The sequence below is a fragment of the Weeksella virosa DSM 16922 genome, assembly GCF_000189415.1.
Lineage (GTDB): Bacteria > Bacteroidota > Bacteroidia > Flavobacteriales > Weeksellaceae > Weeksella > Weeksella virosa.
Map to the genome: position 1 here is coordinate 1,604,910 of NC_015144.1, position 22,605 is coordinate 1,627,514.

General features: G+C 35.4%; 20 protein-coding genes. 11 read left to right on the top strand and 9 right to left on the bottom strand.

The genetic code is table 11. From position 1 onward, the window contains the following. Positions 1-123 precede the first annotated feature (123 nt). Positions 124-792 (top strand): sterol desaturase family protein, encoded by a 669-nt coding sequence (locus WEEVI_RS07805; RefSeq protein ID WP_013598604.1) that lies wholly within the window; start codon positions 124-126, stop codon positions 790-792. Positions 793-1,174: 382 nt separating this feature from the next. Beyond that, positions 1,175-2,428, top strand: coding sequence for an AI-2E family transporter (locus tag WEEVI_RS07810; RefSeq protein WP_013598605.1), 1,254 nt, complete (start codon positions 1,175-1,177; stop codon positions 2,426-2,428). Between the two features lie 115 nt (positions 2,429-2,543). Here WEEVI_RS07810 and WEEVI_RS07815 read toward each other — a convergent pair whose 3' ends face one another. From WEEVI_RS07815 to WEEVI_RS07825, 3 genes are all read right to left on the bottom strand, one after another. Beyond that, on the bottom strand, positions 2,544-3,866 hold the full coding sequence (locus WEEVI_RS07815; RefSeq protein WP_013598606.1) for an ABC transporter permease: 1,323 nt from the start codon (positions 3,864-3,866) through the stop codon (positions 2,544-2,546). 7 nt (positions 3,867-3,873) lie between these two features. Then, entirely contained in the window at positions 3,874-4,797 is a 924-nt protein-coding gene (locus WEEVI_RS07820; protein ID WP_013598607.1) for an ABC transporter ATP-binding protein, read from the bottom strand. 65 nt (positions 4,798-4,862) lie between these two features. Continuing rightward, positions 4,863-5,183, bottom strand: coding sequence for an MGMT family protein (locus WEEVI_RS07825; protein WP_013598608.1), 321 nt, complete (start codon positions 5,181-5,183; stop codon positions 4,863-4,865). A 41-nt stretch (positions 5,184-5,224) separates the two neighbouring features. Between WEEVI_RS07825 and WEEVI_RS07830 the strand changes: the two genes are divergently transcribed. The 4 genes from WEEVI_RS07830 to argS all read left to right on the top strand — a co-directional run bounded on the left by WEEVI_RS07830 (position 5,225) and on the right by argS (position 9,528). Continuing rightward, a complete protein-coding gene (locus tag WEEVI_RS07830) occupies positions 5,225-5,770 on the top strand; it encodes a hypothetical protein (RefSeq protein ID WP_013598609.1) in 546 nt (181 codons plus the stop codon). 116 nt (positions 5,771-5,886) lie between these two features. Then, the gene (locus WEEVI_RS07835; RefSeq protein WP_013598610.1) at positions 5,887-6,732 is read left to right on the top strand and encodes a UDP-2,3-diacylglucosamine diphosphatase; all 846 of its coding nucleotides are present in this window, start codon (positions 5,887-5,889) and stop codon (positions 6,730-6,732) included. Beyond that, on the top strand, positions 6,729-7,721 hold the full coding sequence (locus tag WEEVI_RS07840; RefSeq protein WP_013598611.1) for a glycosyltransferase family protein: 993 nt from the start codon (positions 6,729-6,731) through the stop codon (positions 7,719-7,721). Before WEEVI_RS07835 ends, WEEVI_RS07840 begins: the two co-directional genes overlap by 4 nt. Positions 7,722-7,755: 34 nt before the next feature. Beyond that, positions 7,756-9,528: an arginine--tRNA ligase gene (gene argS / locus WEEVI_RS07845; RefSeq protein WP_013598612.1), complete on the top strand. Its 1,773-nt coding sequence runs from the start codon at positions 7,756-7,758 to the stop codon at positions 9,526-9,528. A gap of 62 nt (positions 9,529-9,590) precedes the next feature. Here argS and WEEVI_RS07850 read toward each other — a convergent pair whose 3' ends face one another. Further along, positions 9,591-10,484: a polysaccharide deacetylase family protein gene (locus WEEVI_RS07850; protein ID WP_013598613.1), complete on the bottom strand. Its 894-nt coding sequence runs from the start codon at positions 10,482-10,484 to the stop codon at positions 9,591-9,593. A gap of 232 nt (positions 10,485-10,716) precedes the next feature. Here WEEVI_RS07850 and mtgA point away from each other — a divergent pair, with 232 nt between their 5' ends. After that, the gene (mtgA, locus tag WEEVI_RS07855; protein WP_013598614.1) at positions 10,717-11,388 is read left to right on the top strand and encodes a monofunctional biosynthetic peptidoglycan transglycosylase; all 672 of its coding nucleotides are present in this window, start codon (positions 10,717-10,719) and stop codon (positions 11,386-11,388) included. A gap of 39 nt (positions 11,389-11,427) precedes the next feature. On the opposite strand, the gene WEEVI_RS07860 is transcribed toward mtgA, so the two are convergent. Then, positions 11,428-13,656 carry a T9SS type A sorting domain-containing protein gene (locus WEEVI_RS07860; RefSeq protein ID WP_013598615.1) on the bottom strand — a complete coding sequence of 743 codons (2,229 nt, stop codon included), beginning with the start codon at positions 13,654-13,656 and terminating at the stop codon, positions 11,428-11,430. Between the two features lie 84 nt (positions 13,657-13,740). Here WEEVI_RS07860 and WEEVI_RS07865 point away from each other — a divergent pair, with 84 nt between their 5' ends. Then, a complete protein-coding gene (locus WEEVI_RS07865; protein WP_013598616.1) occupies positions 13,741-15,231 on the top strand; it encodes an aminoacyl-histidine dipeptidase in 1,491 nt (496 codons plus the stop codon). A gap of 286 nt (positions 15,232-15,517) precedes the next feature. Here the strand turns inward: WEEVI_RS07865 and WEEVI_RS07870 are convergent, their stop codons facing one another. From WEEVI_RS07870 to WEEVI_RS07885, 4 genes are all read right to left on the bottom strand, one after another. Beyond that, on the bottom strand, positions 15,518-16,111 hold the full coding sequence (locus tag WEEVI_RS07870) for an RNA polymerase sigma factor (RefSeq protein WP_013598618.1): 594 nt from the start codon (positions 16,109-16,111) through the stop codon (positions 15,518-15,520). Positions 16,112-16,295: 184 nt separating this feature from the next. Further along, positions 16,296-17,303, bottom strand: coding sequence for a type I glyceraldehyde-3-phosphate dehydrogenase (gap, locus tag WEEVI_RS07875; protein ID WP_013598619.1), 1,008 nt, complete (start codon positions 17,301-17,303; stop codon positions 16,296-16,298). A gap of 57 nt (positions 17,304-17,360) precedes the next feature. Next, entirely contained in the window at positions 17,361-18,332 is a 972-nt protein-coding gene (gene pfkA, locus WEEVI_RS07880) for a 6-phosphofructokinase (protein WP_013598620.1), read from the bottom strand. A gap of 44 nt (positions 18,333-18,376) precedes the next feature. Next, complete coding sequence (locus tag WEEVI_RS07885) at positions 18,377-19,012, bottom strand: DUF4294 domain-containing protein (protein WP_013598621.1); 636 nt, start codon at positions 19,010-19,012, stop codon at positions 18,377-18,379. Between the two features lie 63 nt (positions 19,013-19,075). Here WEEVI_RS07885 and WEEVI_RS07890 point away from each other — a divergent pair, with 63 nt between their 5' ends. The 3 genes from WEEVI_RS07890 (at position 19,076) to purH (ending at position 22,601) form a co-directional block, all read left to right on the top strand. Next, positions 19,076-20,164, top strand: a complete 1,089-nt coding sequence (locus WEEVI_RS07890; protein ID WP_041942315.1) for a M42 family metallopeptidase — start codon at positions 19,076-19,078, stop codon at positions 20,162-20,164. A 300-nt stretch (positions 20,165-20,464) separates the two neighbouring features. Beyond that, positions 20,465-21,034 carry a phosphoribosylglycinamide formyltransferase gene (purN, locus tag WEEVI_RS07895; RefSeq protein ID WP_013598623.1) on the top strand — a complete coding sequence of 190 codons (570 nt, stop codon included), beginning with the start codon at positions 20,465-20,467 and terminating at the stop codon, positions 21,032-21,034. Positions 21,035-21,080: 46 nt separating this feature from the next. After that, entirely contained in the window at positions 21,081-22,601 is a 1,521-nt protein-coding gene (gene purH / locus WEEVI_RS07900; RefSeq protein ID WP_013598624.1) for a bifunctional phosphoribosylaminoimidazolecarboxamide formyltransferase/IMP cyclohydrolase, read from the top strand. The last annotated feature ends 4 nt before the right edge of the window (positions 22,602-22,605 follow it).

The window sequence follows — 22,605 nt, forward strand, 5'->3', positions numbered from 1 at the left end:
TAGATTTAATAAAAACATATAGAGACCGAATCCTTAGAGATATCGGTCTCTTTTATTTTTAATCTAATTCTAATTTGTAGATAGAAGTTGATTTTTGTAATTTTAGCTCAGAAATAAATAATCATGAAGTTTGATAAAATAAATAACAAAGGGCAAGCTCAACTCTTTGAAAATAAATTTTTAGAAGCACTTACCAAAGGTAGCCCACAATTAAGTTGGGGGATACATCTTCCGATTCTTATTTTCTGCTTTTATTACGGCTATAAAAATTATCAAATGCCATTGGGAACGATGTTCATGGTATTTTTCGGGGCAATATTCTTTTGGACTTTCTTTGAGTATATTGCGCATCGATATATTTTTCATCTGATAAGTGAAAATCCCAAACTGCAAAGATTTGCTTACGTAATGCACGGCAATCATCACCATTATCCACGGGATAGACAACGTTTGTTTATGCCTCCTGTGCCAAGTTTAATTATTGTTGCTGCTTTGTTTGGTATATTTTATCTTGTTATGAGAGAATATGCTTTTGCTTTTTATCCAGGTTTTGTTTTAGGATGGTTGATGTATGCATCAATGCACTATATGATCCATGCAATGGCTCCGCCGTTTAAGTTTATGAAACCTCTTTGGCGAAATCATCATCTCCACCATTACAAAGACGAAACCTTAGGTTTTGGCGTATCGAACACCTTTTGGGATAAAGTTTTTGGGACAATGTTCGACCTGAAAAAAGAGAAAGAAGATAAAGAAAAAGTTCAAGAGCTAATGTTCGAAAAGAAAAAATAACATCAATAAAAATATTTAAGAGCTTTCAATATATTTTGAAAGCTTTTTTTGTACCTTTTCTAAAAAAATGAATAAAACAAACTGAAATAATATTTTGGTCTATTGTTTGCGACAAAGCTAGATGCACACTTTACCATAATGACTGCGATTAACAATCCTAGACAATGGAGCTAGGGCGACAAAGAGAAATGATTTTTGTGCTTTATACGGACTCATGTAGCAAGAGAAATTCATTCTATCATTAGAATCTAGAAGTAGAGGTTTTAGTGTATTTAATGTAAATAAATTTATAAGAAAGATTCCTTTCATCAAAACGACTAATGCTTGGGCGAATGATGACAAAAAAGCTCACAATTAATAAACATAAAAAGTACTACATATAATGGAAAATAAACAATTTCAGTTGAAAGAAAGTGCACGTGCTTCACTTCGTCGACATCGCAACAGGAAACTTCCTTTTGTCGTGAAGCTCGCTTGTGTTTTGGTAAGTTTAGTTACTTTATTTTATATCTCAATTGTCGGTAAATCGATTATTGTGCCTTTGATTATTGGTTTTCTTTTATCAATGGTATTATTACCGATAGCAAATTTCCTCGAAAGAAAGTTGCGCTTTCCTAGAATTGTAAGTTCTTTGCTTTCTCCGATCATGTTTGTTCTTGTAGTTTTGGGAGTTATGTTTTTGTTGGGGACTCAAATTGTACAATTCCAGAATGAGTTGCCCGAATTACAAAAACAATTAATCGATTTGTTTCATAAAACCCAACAATTTATTGCCGAACAATTTAATGTGACGGAACAAGAACAACTAAACTACTTGAAAAAAAATACAGAATCGACTATCAAACATGGCGGTGCTGTAGTTGGTGATGTTGTGTCAACAATGACAACCGTGATCGGCTCTTCTGTTTTTGTATTCTTATATACTTTTTTCTTTCTGCTCTATCGTAGCCATCTTACTAAATTTATTGTTTGGTGTTTTCCTCCAAGCGAACAAAAAAAAGTGCGTAATGTAGTTAGCTCTATCCAAAGCATTATCAAACAATACATCGTAGGTTTGGGCATACAGATTACTTTTATTACGGTTGCTTTGTTTACTGCATTTTCTATTATTGGGATAAAATATGCCTTCTTTTTTGCAGCTCTTTGTGGTCTTCTAAACCTAATACCCTATATCGGTATTTTCTCTGCAACAGTTTTGGCTACTTTGGTGACCTTGGCAACAAACGAACCCATCAATGCTTTGTGGGTAGTGATCTCCGTGATTGTTGTCAATTCGATTGATGGCAATATTCTAACACCAAAAGTAATAGGATCAAAAGTTTCTCTAAATTCATTTGTAGTACTTTTCGGTATTATCGTAGCAGAAAGTATTTGGGGGATGGCCGGAATGTTTTTAGCGATTCCGATTTTGGCAATTGCGCGTATTGTTTTCGATGCGGTCGAAGACCTGAAACCTTACGGATTTTTGTTAGGCGAAGAGAATGCACCTACCCCTATGTTCGAGAAATATTATAATTTATATTTCACGAAAACAAAACCAAAAGACGAAGATTTACCACAAAATCTACAAACAGAAGAGCAAAATCATCAAGAATTTGATGAGCGAAAAAGTGATGAAACTGATAAAGATTCATAAAATAATAATCAGCAATTCGTTATTTATGGTAGGATTTTTCTCATTCTATCGATATATAAAAGATCCCTTTCAGAAACTGAGAGGGATTTTAACTTTTGATTTATTTTGATTGGATTTAATTTTTATAATTAATCCATTTTATCATTTCTTTTATAGTAGGTTTTTTACCAAACATCAGAATTCCAACTCGATAGATTCTCGCAGCAATAAGAATCATAATCAAGGTAGAAACAATTAAAATTCCTAACGACAGAGCTAATTGCCAAACAGGAACATCGAACGGAATACGAGTCATCATCGAAATCGGTGACGTTAGCGGAAACATCGATAACCAGAAGGCAACAGGACCATCGGGGTTTTGTAGTGTTGTAAAACTTCCGTACAATCCGACCATCATTGGGACCAAAGGTAAAAAAGTAAATTGTTGCGTGTCGGTGTCATTGTCCACAGCCGAACCAATTGCCGCAAATATACTACTGTAAAACAAATAGCCTAAAATGAAAAAACCAATGAATGCAATTATAATAACTGGATAATTTAGGCTTAATAAAGTAGTCGAGATATCGTTTATTTGGTGCATAATATCAGGATTCTCTCCTAAGGTTGCGGATGCTTCTTCGGGTAAATTTTCGGTCATCATACTCATTCTTGCAGCCATAATCGCAGGAAAAATTGTCACCAAAATAAGGGTTATAGCAATCCAAATAGCGAATTGTGTAGTGGCAACCAACGTTGTGCCTATAATTTTTCCCATCATCAGTTCGAAAGGTTTCACAGAAGAAATAATAATTTCGATAACTCTATTTTGCTTTTCTTCAACCACAGAGCGCATCACTCGTACACCGTAAATCATGATAAATGTGAATATTATATAACACAAAAAGGCAGAAAGACCAATTTTTACAGCCAAACCAGAATCTTCTTTACCATCTTTTACATTATAAACATTTAGCTTTATATTCGATTTTGTATTGTAGATAACCTCTGGGTCAACACCTTTGTTTTGTAAAAGCATTTCTTCTGCTTTTTTATCCAAAGTAAGCTTAATTTTCGTACGTTCTTCCATACCCAAATTCCCGTTTGTAAAGAGTTGTGTATGCTTATCAAGCGGAGACAAATCAGTTTTGCTTACCAATGGAATATGAAGAAGAGCGTTGAGGAATTTACTTCCATTTAGGGTGTCTTTTATCGAATTTAGTTCGTTTTTGGTATAAAAAAGATAAGAAGTCGTCGGTGTAGACTTTAGCTCGGTGAAAAATAATCCACTTTCATCAACCACCGCAATATTTTTATGTTCTTCATTGGCCATGCTAAACCAAACTACTGCACCGATTGCCAGAATAATTAGCAAAGGTGATAAAACAGTCATGATAATGAAAGATTTATTTTTTACTTGCGTCAGGAATTCTCGTTGCGCAACGAGTAGAACTTGTTTCATGGTAGATTTAATGATTTGATTGTTGAACAGCCTCTAAGAAAATATCGTTCATAGAAGGTATAATTTCACTGAATTGATGAATTTCACCCACTTTGGCCAACTCCGACAATACATGATTAGGAGAAATACTTTTATCAAACTTCAGGTCGAATGAATGACCAAAAGGAGTCTGAAGTACATTTTCGGTAGAATAGTGTTGTGAGAAATTGGCAAATGCTTCTTCGGCAACATTGCTTAGCATAATCCTATATTTACCTGTTTTGTATTGGTTACGGACTTCCTCAATCGTACCATCCAAAACTTTATTAGAAAGATTAATCAAGGCAACATGATCACACATTTCTTCTACCGACTCCATACGATGTGTAGAGAAAATAACAGTTGTTCCTTTGTCGCGTAATTCTAAAATTTCTTGTGCAATGATGCTTGCATTTACAGGATCGAAACCACTAAAAGGCTCATCGAAAATAAGTAAAGCGGGATTGTGTATTACAGTGATGACAAATTGTACCTTTTGTCCCATACCTTTCGATAATTCACCTAATTTCTTTCCCCACCAAGAAGAAATACCAAGCTTGTCGAACCAATACTGTGTTCTATCGCGCGCTTCTGTATGCGATAAACCTTTTAGTTTTGCAAAATACATGGCTTGCTCACCGACTTTCATGTTTTTATACAAACCTCTTTCTTCGGGCATATAACCCACATGTGCAATACTTTCTTTGTTTAGGGGTTGATTATTGAGGATAATTTTACCTTCATCTGGTGCGGTAATTTGATTGATAATTCTAATAAAAGTCGTTTTTCCTGCTCCATTTGGACCCAAAAGACCATATATAGAACCTTTCGGGATGTTGAGGTCAAACGAATTCAGTGCCGTTTTGTCGGCATAACGCTTGGTTACGTTTTCAGCTTGTAATAAATATTCCATAATAAACTACTGTTCATTGCAAAGTTAGTCATCCCAGTGTAGGAATAGTTACAAATGCGATGAAATTAAGGCCATAAATTTTCTTTGAAGTTGACGATTTGATCGTTTTCGATTATAAAACCTTCATTTTCTAATAATTGCTGCATGAGTTGTGGAGGATGAAAATGCATTTTCCCTGTTAATTGTCCGTTACGGTTAACAACTCGATGAGCAGGAATAGAGCTATCAACATGTGCATGATTGAGAGCGTAGCCAACCATCCTAGCTCCACTTGTAGATCCTAAAATGGCTGCAATACGACCGTAAGTTGAAACTTTTCCTAACGGGATTTTCCTCACAATTTCGTATATTTCTGCAAATGTATTTGTTGGTTTGTCTAAACTCATTCTAACTTATTTTTATCGTAAATTTAGTAAAATAGAACAATATGAAACAAAGTCTACATGTGAAATCTATTCGCTCCCGACCAAGACTCAAAGCCTATTCTTATCATAAAAAAGAAGAGGTAGAAGATATTATGAAACAATTACTCGAGAAAAATTCAGATCTCGGAGGATATGTCGGGACATTAGGAAGTGTGGTTCGGGTACGAAAAGAAAAAACCAAATATTGGTCACCGCAATTGAGTTTGAAGCTGGAATATAACGAAGATCGCCCCGATGTGTTAGAATTACGAGGGATTTTTGGGCCACGACCAAGTGTGTGGACATTTTTCATGTTCTTGTACGGTTTTGCGGGGGCTTTGGCACTAACCGTAGGGATTTATGGTGCGGTAGAAATGGCTCTCGGGATTGGCACTGTCTGGATTTGGTCTTTGCCAGTTTCTTTTCTGATTGCATTACTTACCTATGCAGCAGCACGGTATGGGCAACATTTATCGCGTAATCAATTAGAAAGATTGCATCAATTTGTTGATGAAATATATCAGAAAGGAGATTTCTATAATAAATTACCGAAGCCATTATCCAAGTAAAAGAGTTAAAATCAATGTTAATAAATTCTATACACTTTTTCTGAAAACTTCACATTTTAGTAGCTTCTGCACAACTTTCAGGTAACTTCAGTAGCCGATATTTACCTAAAACTACTATGAAAAGAAAAGTTGATTTGGTGATTATCTCTGATGTGCATTTAGGGACGTACGGTTGCAAAGCAAAAGAACTGTTGGCCTACCTGAAAAGCATAAAACCAAAAAAAATAATTCTCAATGGTGATTTTATTGATATTTGGCAGTTTAAGAAAAGTTATTTCCCCGCTACACATTTAGAAATCATCAAACATATCCTCAACCTTTCTCTTAAAGGAACAGAAGTGATTTACATTACAGGAAATCATGACGAGTTTCTTCGCAAATTTCCCAAGGTACAATTTGGTAATATTCAGATTGTAGACAAATTAGTTCTAACGGTAGATTATAAAAAAGTATGGATTTTCCATGGAGATGTTTTCGATTTATCCGTACAGCATTCTAAATGGATTGCAAAATTAGGCGGAATAGGATACGATTATCTAATCCGAATCAATAATCTATCGAACTGGGTGCTAAAACAATTTGGATATGAAAAATACTCTTTCTCTAAAAAAATAAAAAATTCGGTAAAAAAAGCAGTCAAATATATAAATGATTTCGAGCAGACAGCAGCCGAACTCGCCATTGAGAATAATTATGATTATGTAATATGTGGGCATATTCATCAACCACAAATCAAAAAAGTGACAACCAATAAAGGTGAGTGCGTGTATCTGAACTCTGGTGACTGGATAGAAAATCTTACCACTATAGAATTTCATAAAGGATTATGGAAAATTCATCACTACGAGACAGGGCAATTCGAGTATGAAAATCAGGAAGATTGGTTGAAAAATGAGCTCCTCGAGCAAGATGAGCAAATGTTCGAGAATTTGATGGAAAGCATTCAAATAAAAATTAAATGAAAATATTATACGCACTGCAAGCCACAGGAAATGGACATCTGGCACGGGCAAATGTGCTAATTCCTAAGCTACAAGAATTTTTGCCAGTTGATGTTTTGGTGTCGGGTACAAATGCTCAACTAAAAGGTACTTTTGAATATAAGAAATACCAAGGAATTTCTTTGTTCTATTCGGGAAATGGTGGATTGGATTTTATGAAAATAGTACAGAAAAATAGCTTTTCTACCTTTGCTAAAAATATTCGTCGTTGTAAAATCAAAGATTATAGTTTGGTTATCAACGATTTCGAGCCGATTACCGCTTGGGCAAGTAAACTGCAAAACGTACCGACTTTGGCGCTGAGTCACCAATGGGCTGTGAAACATACTAGTTCTCCTAAACCAAAACAAAATGATTTTTTTGCTCAAATAATTTTAGAAAAATATGCGCCTTCACGAGAAGGAATCGGATTTCACTTCAAATCCTATCACTCATCCATTTATCTTCCATTGTTGCGCGAGCAAATTGTTGCACAAAAATCTTCTTATGATCATTATTATTTGGTGTATTTACCAAGTTATCACCATGATGAGTTGATTTCATTTTTTCAAAGATTTCCTTCGACAAGGTTTGTTATTTTTTCACCGATGACGAAAACCAGCTTTTCCAACTCTCAAATAGAAGTTCGACCTATAGATGGAGACCTTTTTATAGAAAAACTTCTTCATTGCGAAGGAGTTATATGTAACGCAGGTTTCGAGTTGCCTTCGGAGGCTCTATACCTGAAGAAAAAACTATACGTTATTCCGATTGCCAAACAATATGAGCAATTGTGCAATTATACAGCATTAAAAAAAATGGGCGTAGACGGAAATCTACATTTAGACCAAGCTGAGATCGCATCTTGGCTAAAGAAAAATGCAATTACGAATTTTTCATGGGAAGATCAGACCGATAAAGTAATCGGAAAAGTTTTGCAAACGATCTCAAAACTGCCAACTATCCGCTAAGAATGTTGTAATTTTGCATTTTTAGAATTTTATCATGACAAATAATAAACAACACCTAAACCTTCTCTTGCAAAAAGCAATCGAAGAGGTTTATCAATTACAGTTTCCATCGCTAGAAATTCAGTTTACTCGCAAAGAATTCGAAGGAGATTATACCTTGGTTGTTTTTCCATTAATCAAAACCCTTAAGAAAAAACCAGAACAAATAGGACAAGAAATAGGAGAACATCTTTTGGCACAAAAGAAAATTGCGTCGTACAATGTAGTGAAGGGCTTTCTTAACATAGAGTTGCTACCTTCTACTATTGTAAGCTACTTATCCGAAAATGCCCAAAATGTAAGTTACGGTCTACAATTTCCTACCGAAAAATCGAAAACCGTTATGGTAGAATATTCTTCACCCAATACGAATAAACCTTTGCATCTTGGTCATGTGCGTAACAATCTTTTAGGATATTCGGTTGCAGAAATTATTGCAGCAAGTGGAGCAAATATCGTTAAGACCCAAATCATAAACGATCGTGGAATACACATTTGCAAGTCGATGTTGGCTTGGGAAAAATTCGGTAACGGAGAAACCCCCGAATCGTCGAAAATTAAAGGAGATCATTTAGTAGGAAAATATTACGTAGAATTTGATAAACATTACCGCGACGAAATCAAAGAATTGGTTGCAAACGGTATGGAAGAAGAAGAAGCCAAGAAAAAAGCTCCGATTTTTATAGAAGCACAAGAAATGTTGAGAAAATGGGAGGCAAATGATCCCGAAGTTCGTGCATTGTGGGAGAAAATGAATAATTGGGTGTACGATGGTTTTGCAAAAACTTACCAACGTTTAGGTGTTGATTTTGATGAGTACCTTTACGAGAGTGATACTTATATTTTGGGAAAAGATTTGGTGGAGGAAGGATTGAGAAATGGGGTTTTTTATCGGAAACAAGATGGCTCTGTTTGGATAGATCTAACAGAGGATGGTTTGGACGAAAAGTTGGTTTTGCGTGCAGACGGAACCTCTGTGTATATAACGCAAGATTTAGGAACGGCCGTAGAACGCTTTAAACATAGAGAATTAGACGATTTAATTTATGTGGTAGGAAATGAGCAAGATTATCATTTCAAAGTTTTGTTTCTTATACTCCAGAAATTGGGATATTCTTGGGCAGAAACATTACAGCATCTCTCGTACGGGATGGTAGATCTACCAGAAGGAAAAATGAAATCTCGTGAAGGAACTGTGGTCGATGCCGATGATTTGATGCAAGAAATCTATGAAACAGCAAAAGAAATTGCACAAGAATTAGGGAAACTAGAAGGGTATACAGATGCCGAAAAAGAATCTTTATACGAAATAATTGCAATGGGTGCTCTGAAATATTTTATTTTGAAAGTAGACCCGAAAAAAAGAATTTTATTCGATCCGAAAGAAAGTGTAGATTTTAACGGAAATACTGGCCCTTTTGTGCAATATGCCTATGCGAGAATCCAATCTTTGTTGCGAAAAGAATCACCAAAAGATATGGATTGGTCTACGATAAAGTTGCAAGGAATCGAAAAAGAATTGATTCGTCTACTGAGTGATTTTGGCGAGACAATACAAAAAGCAGCCGAAGAATTGAGTCCGGCAATCATTGCTAACTATACATACGATTTGGTAAAACTCTATAATTCATTCTACCAAAATACACCTATCTTGAAAACCGAAAACGAAACCGAAAAACACTTCCGTCTAATGCTTTCCCTTTGGGTGGGAAATACGATAGCTTCTGGACTGAAGTTGTTAGGGATTCAAGTACCAGAGAGAATGTAACCTAAAAACAATAAAAAAACCTCCACATTTTGGAGGTTTTTTTGTTACTGTTTTTTCTTAGTTTACATTAATTTTTTACTGGATTGTTGTACAGGATAATTAGAAATAACATCCAACACAAGTTTATCGTTTCCTTTGATTAGCCTAATCAGTTCACGTAATTTTTCTGAATTTTCTACAGAAGAGAACATGTTATCGTGCATCAATAAAATTAAGTGATTTTTCTCGAATGTATAATTTTTCTCTAATCGATGCATAATGCCTTTATAAATACTTTGTGGTGAGTCTATTGAATTTCCTTTTTTGGGACGCTCCCACTCATAATCCCAACCGTATATTGCATATTGTTTGCTGGCTATATAATCGGCCACTTGTGCAGAAGCTTTGTCGAAATCGTTATGTTTGCGTTTACCCACTCGCCAAATATTTCTTCCCGGAAAACGAACAATTCTATTGGGAAAAAGAATCGAATCGTTGTTGCGCTCAATGTCCTTCAAAACATTATCTGCATTGCTGTAGAATTGTGAATATTTGTTGCGAGCATGTGTATAGGTATGGTTGGCTAACTCGATGTTTTTGTTGTCTTTATAATCTTTTACATAAGATTTTAGTTTTGGTGTAAAAGCATTAAAACCTACCAAAAAAACAGTAGCTTTTATATTTTCTTCCGAGACAATTTTGTTTATTTTTTCGCTCCCTTCTTGTGGTCCATCGTCGAATGTAAGGTAGACGAATTTTTTGTCGTCTATACTATCCTGTATTCTTTTCTGCTGAGCTATCGAGTCTTGCTTTTTTGCAACTGCAATGCTATCTATCACAAGGGAGTCTCGTAATGGAATAGAGGGCTTGGTGGTTTCGTGCACTGCATGATAGTTTTGGTTTACTGGCTGTTCTTTTTTACAAGAAGAAAAAGCCAAAATAAAAACAAAAGACAGAAAGAATGTTTTGTTAGGCATTATTATGGTTATGAGATTTTTATTAAAAATGAGATTTGGTTAAGCGATGCAAAAATAAGAATTTTGAAAGGATTAACCAATCAAGAAAATTTATTTTATACTAATTTTTGTACATAATTAACGTTTGGTTTTACAACTTTTTTATAGGGAATTCTGAGATACTTTTCGTTTAAAAAATTTCTAGTAGAGATGGAAAACTTTTATACATTTGGAAAGTATTAAAACACACTCCATGCTCAAATTAGTAAAAAAAATTATCCTCTATTTATTTATCGGGCAATTATTTTATATCGTTGTACTGAAGTGGATTAACCCACCAATAACCCTTACACAAATAACCGAAATGGTCAATCAAAAAAAAATCAAGAGATCGTACGTCTCTTATGATAAAATGGGTAGGAATATAAAATTGGCAGTAATTGCATCCGAGGATCAGAAATTCCCTACGCATAACGGTTTTGATTTTGATGAAATTCAACGTGCATACGAAGATAATCAATCGGGTAAAAGATTTCGTGGTGGGTCGACAATTTCTCAACAAGTCGCTAAAAATGTCTTTTTGTGGCAAGGAAGAACTTGGGTGAGAAAAGGTCTAGAAGTGTATTTCACCTTCATGATCGAAAAGATTTGGGGTAAAGAACGCATCCTAGAAATGTATCTAAATACTTCTGAAATGGGGATTGGTGTCTTTGGTATTGAAGCTGCTGCAGATTATTATTATCAAAAATCGGCCATCGACCTTAGTAGAGAAGAGGCTGCAAGAATTGCGGCTGCTTTACCAAATCCGAGAAAATACAATGTGAATCCTCCTTCTGCTTTTATTAATAGAAGAGCTAATCAGATTATGCGACAAATGAGAAATATACAAGGTTCTGCTGGTCTTAATGAAATTTTGGATAAATGAAAAAAACTCCCATTTTGGGAGTTTTTTTATGATTGAGTTTTATTTTACCAAAACTTTCTTGCTGATTTGCTCACCTTTATCATTCTTTAGTTGGATAGTGTAATTACCTTTTCCGAAACCTTTCATCGAAAGTTGAGTTTCTGTTTCACCTTTTCCAGATAATAATAATTGTCCTGCCGAAGAATAAATTTTATATTCATATTCTCCGAAATTTTGTGGCGTAGAAATGGTTAGATTATCTTTGGTTGGGTTCGGATAAATGGATACTTTTTGTATATCATTTGTATTGATACCTAATTTTTTACGGATTTTGAATACTGTTGATTCTGAGGATGAGAAATTACCTCCTTCTGCCAAAACAGTTCCATTTTCGGTGGTTAGTTTATAGAAACCTTGTCCATATGCACAGCAAATTCCATCACCTCCAGAATCGGTAATCTCGAATGTGTAACAATCGTCTTTTGGTAAATTAATGTCGATTGTATAGACTTGGTTGTTTGAGTAATTGCTGCCAGATTGTACGACCGCGTTTTTAGAATCATACACTTTCCATTTTGTTTCATCTCCAAAATAATCGGTTCTTAGAGTTAGCGTTACTTTATCAACTTCATGAGATTCTAATATATGAAAAACTTTGGTACGTTCATTGTTTTTTAAGTTTTCATCTTTGTCATAAATGATCTTAGCTTTCAACTCATGATTTCCGCTTACCAATTCTTTTTCGGGTAAATTAATAGTAATTCTACTTTTAGGTTCTAAACTTCCGTTCCAGGTTATTGTTTTTTCTTCTTCTTGATTGTATTGATAAACTAGTGTAAAGTTTTCTGCTTTTTCTAAACCTGCATTTCGAACATCAATCGTTGGATTCACAGTTTCTTCACAACTGCTAGCAATGTTTATCGAAGCAATTCCGAGGTCGAAGTTTTTCTCTTGTGCTTTGTAAACTTCTAATGTCGTAGCGTTTGTGTTATTAGGGTCTAGCCAATCTTTCAATCGAGAAGTAGGAGTGCCACCGCCTTCCCATGAAACATCAAAACGTCCATAGTTATCATTCTTGGTGTTTGGATTTGTTCCTGCGCACGCAGATTCTCCTCCATACAATTGTCCTACCAATAAACCATCCTGGTTGAATAATGCTGAGCCAGAAGAACCTCCTTCGGTAACGCCTAAATCCCATTTCGGGATTTCCCAGTTTTTTACACCATATCGGTTGCTTATGGTCGGTGAACTATAGTATTGAGAAATTTTCATGATATCTCCAGCTGGGTGATGTAAACCGGTTACCTCGGTCGGAGGCGTTCCTGTCCGATCCCATCCGGCCCAACTTAGTTCCCATTCTTCTGGTATTTCATTTCTTAATTTTAGTAAAGCAAAATCGGTATTAGCACTTCGGGCAACAATCTCTGCTCCACTCATACTATAAACTCGAGGTCCATCTCCACTAGGTGCTGTTGTCCCACAATCTGGATTTTCACTTATCCATTTAAAACGAAATGTCCAATTGGGCGTTCTGCTATTTATGCAGTGATCGGCAGTAAGAAAATAAGGAGTACCATCCTCGGCCGTATTATTTATTAGAGTTCCGCTACACCATGCAGAAGAACCACTTAAAATTAGTGCTACAGCTTGTTTTTGATCATCCCAATTATCGCCTGCTGCACAATTAGCATCTATATTACAATCTCCAGAAGAATTGAGATCTTTGGTATAATCCTTTATGTTTTTTACAGATCGATAACCATGGACAGCTTTGCTAATTCTGAAGGTTGATTGACCAATTTCTGTAAAAGGCTCATAAAATTCTATCGTTATTTTATCGCCATCAATCAGCCAAGAGCCTACTTCTTTGGTGTCGTTATTTTCTTTGGCACCATAATACCCCAAAAACTGACCAGCTTCGTTATGCATATACAACTTGGCATTGGGTGAAAGTTGATATTGATCGAAAACAAAATTTAGGGTTTGTGCATCTTTCGACTCGATCACTATCTGCCAAAGTCTATCACCGTTCGGTAGAGTTGTCCAAAGACCATCTCGTGTAGGCTGAATATCAACAGGAAACTCTTTACCAAAACGGAATGGTTTGGTAGGGAGCTTATCATTTATGGCATCTTCTTTCTGTAACAAATTCATATCAAAAGCTGGTAATTTGTACGTTGGAATAGAAGACTTTTGATGCATTTTTTGGCTATAAATTGTGCCCACATCTGTTACTTGACTCCAAGCAATACCTCCTATCAAAAGGAAAGGTAATAAAATTCTTTTCATGGGATAATAGTTTTTTACGTTAATGATTTTTTAAAATTAGGCTAATTTTTGATAATCTTATTAAATTTGATAAAAATAAAATTCATGTCTGAAATATTTAAATTGGAACCAAAGCCAATCTGGAAAAATTTTCATGCTTTGAATCAGATTCCGAGACCATCAAAAAAAGAAGAAAAAGTTCGGCAATTTATCATCGATTTTGGTGAAAAATTAGGCTTAGATGTTTCTACAGATAAGGTAGGTAACGTGTTGATCAAAAAATCTGCATATCCAGGAATGGAAGATCGTAAGAAAGTTGTTTTGCAATCGCACCTAGACATGGTGACACAAAAAAATAACGATATCGATTTTGATTTTGATACTCAACCAATAGAAATGTATGTAGATGATGGCTTTGTGAAAGCAAACGGAACAACTTTAGGGGCTGATAACGGTATTGGGGTTGCTGCAATAATGAGTATTCTAGAATCCAAAGAGATTCCTCACCCGGCAATAGAAGCTTTTTTTACTATAGACGAAGAAACCGGAATGACAGGTGCACTTGGATTACAACCGAATTTCTTGAGTGGAAAAATCTTGTTAAATCTCGATACCGAAGAAGATGATGAATTGGATATCGGTTGTGCAGGTGGTGTAGATATTACTGCAAAAAAAACATATCCGGTCGAGAAAATAAAAAATAAAACTGCCTTTCAATTGGTGGTAAAAGGTTTGCAAGGTGGGCACTCGGGGATGCAAATTCACGAGGGATTAGGAAATTCTAATAAAATTTTAGGTAGAATTTTGTACCATACTTTGGCTTATGAACCACAAATTTCTACTGTAAATAGTGGAGGTTTACGCAATGCCATTCCGCGAGAAGGAATTGTAGAATTTGCGTTAAACGCAGATAAAGAAAACGAATTTCGACAAGTTTTCGAAACCGTGAAAGAAGAAGTCATAGAAGAATTTTCGACCAAAGAACCAAAACTATCCATCACTCTAGAAAATGTTTCTGTTGCCGAGGGTATGAGTGTTGATGAGTCAACTACATTTATTCGTGTATTGAACGCAGCCTTCAGTGGAGTGTTTCGTATGAGTCCAGATGTGGAAGGATTGGTAGAAACGTCGAATAATTTGGCCAGAGTAGAAGTAGGAGAAGGGAATATCACATTCAAAAATTTGACGCGTTCTTCGGTGGAAAGTGGAAAAGAATATTTGAGTGAAGTAATTCGGTCAATATTCGAATTGGGTGGATTTTCGGTCGAATTTTCTGGTTCTTATCCAGGGTGGAAAGCCAACCCAAAATCAGAAATCTTATCGATTATGAAACAACTCTATACAGAGAAATTTGGTGAAGAGCCAAGAGTTGTTGCTTGTCATGCGGGATTAGAATGCGGGATTATTGGGCGTAATTATCCTGGCTTGGATATGATTTCTTTCGGCCCGAATATTTATGGTGCACACTCACCCGATGAGCGTGTAGAAATAAAATCTGTACAGAAGTTTTGGGACTATTTGCTGTTGGTTTTAAAAGAAATTCCGGTCGATGGAGTAGTTGATTATAGTTGCGAAGTTCCTAAGCAATATTCATAAACGCAAATAAGACTCTATAAAATAAAAGAATCGATTATCATAAGGTAATCGATTCTTTTCATTTGATAACGCTATTAATCTATTAATTCAAAAACATCAAGATGTTTTTTGGTAAAGATTCAGTTTTTATAGGCTGAATGGCTTTTGAAAAGTTTAATAATGATTGAATAGTTGATTCTTTCGGATTTAAAGCTGTTTTAAACGATGTAAAATTTTTATCCATTCGATAACATTTAATATTTAAAGTTAAAACGAATAGTCAATTAAATTATTGTATAAAAACATGCTAATCGATTGTTAGAACTAAATCTTTCTCATTAATCAACTTTCTTAAGTTAATCAAAGCATAGCGCATTCTACCCAAAGCTGTATTAATACTTACTTCGGTTTCTTCGGCAATTTCTTTGAAAGTTAGATCTCGAAAAATCCTAAGAATCAATACTTCTTTTTGGTCGGCGGGTAAACAATCAATCAAATCAATAATTTCACTATTAATTTGTTCTTTGATGAGTTTGGTCTCTAAGCATTCATCCAACTGTCCTAGGCAATCGAAAATATTATAATCTTCGTTTAGGCTAGAAGATTCACTTACTTTAGGCATTTTTTTATTGGCTCTAAAGTAGTCAATCGTAAGGTTATGTGCAATTCGCTGAACCCATGGATAGAATTTTCCTTCTTCGTTGTACTTACCGTTTTTTAGAGTAAGAATTACCTTGACAAAAGTATCCTGGAAGATATCTTCTGCTACGTCGCGATTCAAAACTTTGTTATAAATAGAGCTATAGATTCTGGTTTTGTACCGATTAATTAATGTTTCCAACGCACTTTCATTCCCCGAAATATAAGCGTGTATAATCACAGAGTCTTCTTCGTATATCATATCTACATTGTTTTTGCAAACAAAAAATTGTGTTAATTAATAGAATAGATATGTATCGATACGCAGTATTTTTATTGGTTTGTTAAACAAATATAAAAAAACATTTAATTGTTTTAGAAAAATTAACAAAAAAGCAACTAAATTTATTAGTTGCTTTTTTTAACGTTCAATGAATGATTATTGTTTATGATAATTTTGCCAAATGCTCTATGCTGTCCACAACTTTCTCTGAATAGCCAATTTCGTTATCGTACCAAGCTATAAGTTTTGCAAAAGTAGGGCTAAGCATGATACTTGCTTCTACATCGAAAACACAGGTTCTGGTTTCTCCAACAAAATCTTGTGAGACCATTGCTTCTTTTGTATAGCCAATAACGCCTTTCATTTCTCCTTCTGAGGCATCGGCAATCGCTTTGGTTATTTCTTCTAGGTTAGTAGGTTTTTCGAGTTTCACTGTAAGGTCTACAACCGAAACGTTTGCTGTAGGAACACGGAAAGATAATCCTGTTAATTTGCCACTAAGGGCTGGGATTACTTTACCGACTGCTTTTGCCGCTCCGGTAGAAGAAGGGATAATGTTTAGCATGGCGCTTCTTCCGCCGCGCCAATCTTTTTTAGAGATGCTGTCTACTGTTTTTTGGGTAGCGGTGGTCGCGTGTACGGTAGACATTAGTCCTTCTACAATTCCAAAATTCTCGTGCAGTACTTTGGCAAGTGGAGCTAAACAGTTGGTGGTACACGAGGCGTTTGATATAATGGTATGTTCGGCAGTTATTTCATGGTCATTTACTCCCATCACAAACATTGGTGTGTCGTCTTTTGATGGTGCTGTTAAGACTACTTTTTTTGCACCTGCAGCTAAATGAGCACTTGCTGTTTCATGAGTTAGGAAAATTCCGGTTGCTTCTACAATATATTCGGCACCAATTTCGTCCCATTTTAGATTTTTTGGATCAGTTTCTGAGGTTACTCTAATCACTTTTCCGTTGACAATTAATTGTCCATCTTTTGTTTTGATTTCTGCATCATATGTTCCATGAACAGAATCGTATTTTAGCATATAAGCGAGGTAATCTACATCAACTAAATCATTGATTGCTACAACTTCTATATCTTTTCTTTTTAAAATCGAACGGAAAACTAATCTCCCGATTCGACCAAAACCATTTATTCCAACTTTAATTTTTGACATGTTATAATTTTTCTTAACTTATTATTTGGTGAAAATATGTTTGGTAATATTATTTTTCTATATCGCTAATATTTTTGCAACCTTAAGTAATTCATTATCGATAGAATGATGTTTTTGGATAGCTTCCTCAATCGGAGTATAAACAATTTTGTTCGAGCGTAGCCCCGTCATGACATTGGTTTTGCCCTTCATTAACGCTTCTACAGCCGCAATCCCTAAACGACTTGCTAATACACGATCTTGGCAGCTTGGGTTACCGCCGCGTTGTATGTGACCAAGAACCGTAACGCGTATATCATAATCGGGGTGTTTGGCTTTCACTTGCTTAGCCAACTCGTAAACGTTCCCCAACTCTTCACCTTCGGCGACCACGACAATGCTTGATTTTTTGCCCGATTTTGCAGATTGTTCTAATGATTGAATCAATTCATTGATGTGGTCTTTTTTTTCTGGGATTAAAATGTTTTGTGCGCCAGAAGCAATGCCACTATTTAGAGCAATGAAACCTGCATCGCGACCCATAACTTCTACAAAAAAAACACGATCGTGTGAGGTTGCCGTATCACGAAGTTTGTCTACTGCTTCTACTACAGTATTAAGAGCAGTATCATAACCAATCGTATAATCTGTTCCAAAAATATCATTATCTATCGTTCCCGGTATACCAATAAAAGGTAGATTGAATTCTTGATGAAAAATATTAGCGCCCTTAAAAGAGCCATCGCCACCTATAACTATTAAACCATCAATATTATTTTTTTGAATATTTTGATACGCTTTCTTTCGACCTTCTATCGTTCTGAACTCTTCAGATCTGGCTGTTTTTAAGATGGTTCCCCCTTGGTTAATGATATTTTTTACAGATCGAGGTCCCAATGTTAGCATATCGTTTTGTATCAAGCCTTCATATCCTTGTAAAATCCCAACTGATTCTAAGTTGTAATATCTGCAAGATCTGACAACTGCTCGTATCGCAGCATTCATCCCAGGAGAATCACCACCAGAAGTTAAAACACCAACTCTTTTCATAGTCTTATAATCTTTCACTTCTCCCTAATGTTGCTAAGCTGATTTTAATTTTCATCTTCGTATACCGGGTAGAGAATTCCTTGAGCAAAATCCCGCTGAAGAATTACTTCTATGAAATAGTCTTCGCGTGTTTTTTTAGGGTCAAAAGTTTGTTTTAGGCTTATATCATAGGCTCCTCCTGCAGTATTCCATAGAAAAGCTTTCATTCCTCCACGTAATTCTTTGATAATGTCATAGGCGGTTTTGTCGGTTTCTCGGTAAATGAGCTTAGTTAATATTTGACCACGAGACGTGGTTAAATTTTTTAAATTTTTTTCAAACTGGTCCGCTAATAGTGCTTGTCTTTTTTTGATAAATTTCTTTTGGTCTTTGCGATAATTTAATTTCTCGATCGAATCCGTTACAAAATTATATTCACGCACAGCAGTGCGTACATAAGGCCAAACGTCACGAACTCGTTGTCTCAACCAAATATAATATTTTTTTTCTAAATCGGTCTTTAGATTTAGAGAATATATTTCCGATTCTTTTAGTTGAATCGTATCCATAAAATCAATTGATTGCTTCGATTCTTCTAGACGCAAAGTATCTTTTTTTAGACCAAAATCAATACCGAAAATCTGTGCCGATACTTGCATGCAGCCTAGAAAGGTAAAAATCAGGATATAAACAACTCTCATACGTTCTCTTCTACAAAAATTGTTCCCAATTTACTATATTTGTTCTATACTAAATAAATTATGATGAAAGAGAACCAGTTATTCGATGAAAAGTCAATGAGCTTTTTAGAAAAATATTTAAACACTGCATCACCAACAGGATTCGAAGTAGAAGGTCAAAAAGTTTGGATAGATTATATACGTCCTTTTGTCGATGAGGTACACATCGATAATTATGGTACTGCTTACGGGGTAATTAATCCAGAAGCAGATTATAAAGTGGTAATAGAGGCTCATGCAGATGAAATTTCTTGGTTTGTAAACTATATTTCAGATGATGGTTTGATCTATGTAATCAGAAATGGAGGGTCAGATCATATGATTGCACCATCCAAGGTGGTTAATATTCATACCAAAAAAGGTATTGTAAAAGGTGTTTTTGGTTGGCCAGCAATTCATTTGCGTACTGTAGGAAAAGAAGAATCACCAACTCCAGACAAAATTTGGATCGATGTAGGTTGCACCTCGAAAGAGGAAGTGTTAGAGTTAGGTGTACATGTAGGATGCGTGATAACTTATCCAGATGAATTTTTTACATTAAACAATCGTTACTTTGTTTGCCGTGCAATCGACAATCGTATGGGTGGTTTCATGATTGCAGAGGTTGCTCGAAAAATATTCGAACAAAAAGATCAATTGAATTTTGGATTATATATTGTGAATGCAGTACAAGAAGAGGTTGGCTTACGTGGAGCTGAAATGATAACACAAACTATCAAACCAGATGTAGCCATTATTACCGACGTTACGCATGATACTACTACTCCGATGATTACAAAATCCAAAGAAGGTGAACAAAAATGTGGAGACGGACCTGTGATATATTATGCGCCAGCAGTACAAAACAATTTACGAGAATTAATAATCGAAACAGCCGAAAAAGAAAATATTCCATTCCAACGAGCTGCAAGTTCACGTGTAACAGGTACCGATACAGATGCGTTTGCGTATAGCAATGGTGGGGTACCTTCTGCTCTAATATCATTACCGTTGCGTTATATGCATACTACGGTAGAAATGGTGCATCAGAGCGATGTGAAAAATGTAATAGAGTTGATTTACTCATCCGTAAAAACTATAGAGAACAAACAAGATTTCAGGTACATTAAATAGTTTTTTTGCTACGATGAATAACTATCGTTTTTTATCCTACCCGTAAAAGAAAAAACAAATTGAAAAGTCATGCTCGTAATAGAGTATGACTTTTTATTTTTAGAGTCTAAATAAATTAAAGATTAATACGTTTAAAACAACTATACGTTTGGTTTCTATTCATCAATTCGCTTAAACTTGTAAAAATTATCCCATCACTAATAATAGAAATCGAAAGCTTGGCAACTCCTACAGAAAAAATTATCTTTGTAAATAATTAAAAAAGTTCGACTTTTTGATTTCCAAAAAAAAATAGATTTCATGAAAATAGCAGTGTTTGTTTCCGGAGGTGGAACTAATCTTCAGACTCTAATAGATGCCGTAGAAGATGGACGATTACCCAACGTAGAAATTTCTATGGTGATGGCTGATCGAGATTGTTTTGCGATAGAAAGAGCACTCGACCATGAAATTAGAACTTATCTACTCGACCGAAAAACTTTCTCAGAAGATGCTCTTCATAATTTAGAAGGTGAAGAAATAGATCTAATAGTGTTGGCAGGCTTTTTAAGTATCTTATCCAAAGATTTTACCGAAATCTGGAAAAATAAAATGATCAATATTCACCCATCATTGCTGCCAAAATTTGGCGGTAAAGGTATGTACGGGGCATATGTTCATAAAGCTGTTTTAGAAGCCAAAGAAAAAGTTTCTGGTGCAACGGTACACTATGTAACAGCCGAGGTAGACGAAGGTGCAATTATTTGTCAAGGTGAATTTCAGGTAGATGAAAACGATCAACTAGAAGATTTACAACGAAAAGTGTCCGAAGTAGAACAGCGAATTTTAGTAGAAGCTGTGAAGAAAATCAGTGCTCAATCTTCTCATTAGAAAGATAAATAGGAAAAACAAAAAAACTTTAAAAACAAATATTCTCATGCAAAAACAAGCACTAATAAGTGTTTCAGACAAAACCAATCTGTTGCCATTTGCGCAATTTTTACAAGCGCATAAGTATAAGATTTTATCAACCGGCGGAACCTTCAAATTCTTACAAGATAATGGAGTTGAGGTAACCGAGGTAAAAGATGTAACACAATTCCCAGAGATTTTAGATGGACGTGTAAAAACTTTGCATCCTGCAATTCATGGAGGGATTTTAGCACGAAGATCAGATGATAAACATATGGATACCTTACGCGAACATCAAATCAACCCAATAGATATTGTGGTGGTAAACTTGTATCCCTTTTTCGAAAAACTAAATACCGGACTCTCTGAGGCCGAAATGATCGAATTTATCGACATTGGGGGGCCGTCGATGTTACGATCATCTGCTAAAAACTTTCAAGACGTAACAGTTATTACCGAAGTAGAAGATTATGCATTGGTAGAAAAAGAAATCAAAGAAAATGGAGAAACCTCTTTGGCTACCAGAAAAAAATTCGCAGCCAAAGTATTTAACCTTACTTCGGCGTACGATGCAGCAATCTCTACCTATTTATCTGATTCTATAGAAGAAGAATTTCCTAAATATCTAGAAACAGCTTACGAAAAACAAATGGATTTGCGTTATGGCGAAAATCCACATCAGAAAGCAGCCTATTATGTAGACAAAATTAAAAGTGGTGCAATGAAAGACTTTGTCTATTTACAAGGTAAGGAGTTATCTTTCAACAATATTCGAGACATGGATTTGGCCTATAAAGTTGTAGCCGAATTCGAAGAAACATGCTGCTGTGCAGTAAAACATTCTACACCGTGCGGAGTAGCAATTGGCGATACAGTTGCAGAAGTATACGAGAAAACCTATGCTTGCGACCCGATGTCTATTTTTGGTGGAATCGTAGCATTTAATAAAGAAGTGGATGAAAAAACAGCACGAGAATTGGTGAAAATCTTCCTAGAAATAGTAATTGCTCCAGCCTTTACAGAAGATGCCTTAGAAGTTTTCAAACAAAAGAAGAACTTACGCATCATACAAGTGAAACATCCGGTTTCTGATAAACAAAGTTATGTGAAGGTAGACGGTGGACTTTTAGTACAATCAAGTGATCACCAATTTTCGAATACTTTTGATATAGTTACCAAAGTTGAGCCAACAAAGAAACAAATGACCGATCTAATTTTTGCACAAAAAATTGTAAAATGGGTAAAATCTAATGCAATTGTTGTAGCAACAAACGGACAAGCGTATGGTATCGGAGGCGGACAAACAAACCGTATTTGGGCAGCACAACAAGCTATAGAACGCGCCAAGGAAAAAGTAAATGAAGGATTGGTTCTAGCATCTGATGCTTTTTTTCCATTCCGTGATGTTGTAGATTATGCTGCCGAAAATGGCATTCAAGCAATCATTCAACCAGGAGGATCAGTAAAAGACGAAGATTCTATCGAGGCGTGTAACGAACATCAAATCCCGATGGTATTTACAGGTATGCGTCATTTCATGCATTAATCTA

Coding starts and splice junctions, on each gene's coding strand:
- WEEVI_RS07805 (WP_013598604.1), top strand. CDS start 124: ATGAAGTTTGATAAAATAAATAACAAAGGGCAAGCTCAACTCTTTGAA.
- WEEVI_RS07810 (WP_013598605.1), top strand. CDS start 1,175: ATGGAAAATAAACAATTTCAGTTGAAAGAAAGTGCACGTGCTTCACTT.
- WEEVI_RS07815 (WP_013598606.1), bottom strand. CDS start 3,866: ATGAAACAAGTTCTACTCGTTGCGCAACGAGAATTCCTGACGCAAGTA.
- WEEVI_RS07820 (WP_013598607.1), bottom strand. CDS start 4,797: ATGGAATATTTATTACAAGCTGAAAACGTAACCAAGCGTTATGCCGAC.
- WEEVI_RS07825 (WP_013598608.1), bottom strand. CDS start 5,183: ATGAGTTTAGACAAACCAACAAATACATTTGCAGAAATATACGAAATT.
- WEEVI_RS07830 (WP_013598609.1), top strand. CDS start 5,225: ATGAAACAAAGTCTACATGTGAAATCTATTCGCTCCCGACCAAGACTC.
- WEEVI_RS07835 (WP_013598610.1), top strand. CDS start 5,887: ATGAAAAGAAAAGTTGATTTGGTGATTATCTCTGATGTGCATTTAGGG.
- WEEVI_RS07840 (WP_013598611.1), top strand. CDS start 6,729: ATGAAAATATTATACGCACTGCAAGCCACAGGAAATGGACATCTGGCA.
- argS (WP_013598612.1), top strand. CDS start 7,756: ATGACAAATAATAAACAACACCTAAACCTTCTCTTGCAAAAAGCAATC.
- WEEVI_RS07850 (WP_013598613.1), bottom strand. CDS start 10,484: ATGCCTAACAAAACATTCTTTCTGTCTTTTGTTTTTATTTTGGCTTTT.
- mtgA (WP_013598614.1), top strand. CDS start 10,717: ATGCTCAAATTAGTAAAAAAAATTATCCTCTATTTATTTATCGGGCAA.
- WEEVI_RS07860 (WP_013598615.1), bottom strand. CDS start 13,656: ATGAAAAGAATTTTATTACCTTTCCTTTTGATAGGAGGTATTGCTTGG.
- WEEVI_RS07865 (WP_013598616.1), top strand. CDS start 13,741: ATGTCTGAAATATTTAAATTGGAACCAAAGCCAATCTGGAAAAATTTT.
- WEEVI_RS07870 (WP_013598618.1), bottom strand. CDS start 16,111: ATGATATACGAAGAAGACTCTGTGATTATACACGCTTATATTTCGGGG.
- gap (WP_013598619.1), bottom strand. CDS start 17,303: ATGTCAAAAATTAAAGTTGGAATAAATGGTTTTGGTCGAATCGGGAGA.
- pfkA (WP_013598620.1), bottom strand. CDS start 18,332: ATGAAAAGAGTTGGTGTTTTAACTTCTGGTGGTGATTCTCCTGGGATG.
- WEEVI_RS07885 (WP_013598621.1), bottom strand. CDS start 19,012: ATGAGAGTTGTTTATATCCTGATTTTTACCTTTCTAGGCTGCATGCAA.
- WEEVI_RS07890 (WP_041942315.1), top strand. CDS start 19,076: ATGAAAGAGAACCAGTTATTCGATGAAAAGTCAATGAGCTTTTTAGAA.
- purN (WP_013598623.1), top strand. CDS start 20,465: ATGAAAATAGCAGTGTTTGTTTCCGGAGGTGGAACTAATCTTCAGACT.
- purH (WP_013598624.1), top strand. CDS start 21,081: ATGCAAAAACAAGCACTAATAAGTGTTTCAGACAAAACCAATCTGTTG.